Genomic DNA, 1,120 nt, shown 5'->3' on the forward strand with positions numbered 1-1,120 from the left:
TGCCTGTGCAGCCCACGGCGTCATCAGCGCCGCTGCCGGCCACTGCGTCGTCCAGCGCGATGCCTGCGCCACTACCGGCTACCGCCTCGACCGCTGTGGCAGTCGTGCCCTTGCCGACCACGCTGTCGCCAGCCCCGAGTGCGGCTGCGACCCCGGCGCTGGGCAGCGCACCGCTGGTCACCCTCGGTGAGGACGATGAGGTGTTTCTGGTGGGTGACTCACTGATGCAGGGGGTGGCCCCACACCTGGCCAACAGCCTGCTGCGCCGGCACAGCATCCGTACCCTCAACCTCAGCCGGCAGAGCACCGGCCTGGCCTACCCCGGGTTTTTCAACTGGCCCAGAACGGTCACCGACACCCTCGCGCAACACCCACGCGTGCGCCTGATGATCGTGTTCCTCGGCCCCAACGATCCGTGGGACATGCCGCAGGGCAAGGGCAAGCCTTTCGTGTATTTCAAGTCACCGCAGTGGGAAATGATCTACCGCGAGCGTATCAATGCCATTCTCGATCAGGCCCGCGCGCGCCATGTGCAGGTGATCTGGGTCGGGCCGCCGAACATGGGCACGCCGCGGCTGTCCACGGCCATGGCGTACTTGAGCGGCCTGTATCAGCAGCAGACCGCGCTGTATGGCCAGCACTTCGTTTCCGCCAACCCGTTCCTGGGCTATCAGGACGAGCAGTTCTCGGCGACGGTTCAGGGCCCTGACGGCAACCCCGTCAAGGTGCGCATCGACGATGGCATCCACTTCACTATCACCGGCCAGAAAATGATCGCCGCACAACTGCTCGGCCTGATCGGCTTTTCTGGCCTGACCGTTACAGGACACTGACATGCGCCTATGGCATCCCCTCGCGGCTGCGGCCCTGATCCTCAGCGCCACCCCCGGCTGCAGCGCCGATGCCGGCAAGGCGGCGACAACGCCCCCGGCCAAGCCCGTGGCGGCCAAGCGAGCCGCCGCACCGCGCGACAATTTCGCCGTCCTGGCCGGCAAGCTGTGCAATGCCAGCCGCGCACCGGTGAGCATCGTGCAACTGGGCGATTCGCACACCGCCGCCGACCTCTTCAGCGGTGAATTGCGCACGCTGCTGCAGGCGCGCTATGGCGACGGCGGCATTG

At 66.8% G+C, this 1,120-nt stretch carries 1 protein-coding gene and 1 pseudogene; both read left to right on the forward strand.

Going from position 1 to position 1,120, the window contains the following annotated elements:
- A partial coding sequence (locus RT028_RS03995; protein WP_312932705.1) for an SGNH family hydrolase occupies nt 1-833 on the forward strand: 833 nt, incomplete at its 5' end.
- A gap of 1 nt (nt 834) precedes the next feature.
- Nucleotides 835-1,120: pseudogene (locus RT028_RS04000) on the forward strand (hypothetical protein); the annotation flags it as partial.

Origin of the sequence: Pseudomonas sp. (assembly GCF_032058845.1) — a bacterium.
GTDB lineage: Bacteria > Pseudomonadota > Gammaproteobacteria > Pseudomonadales > Pseudomonadaceae > Aquipseudomonas.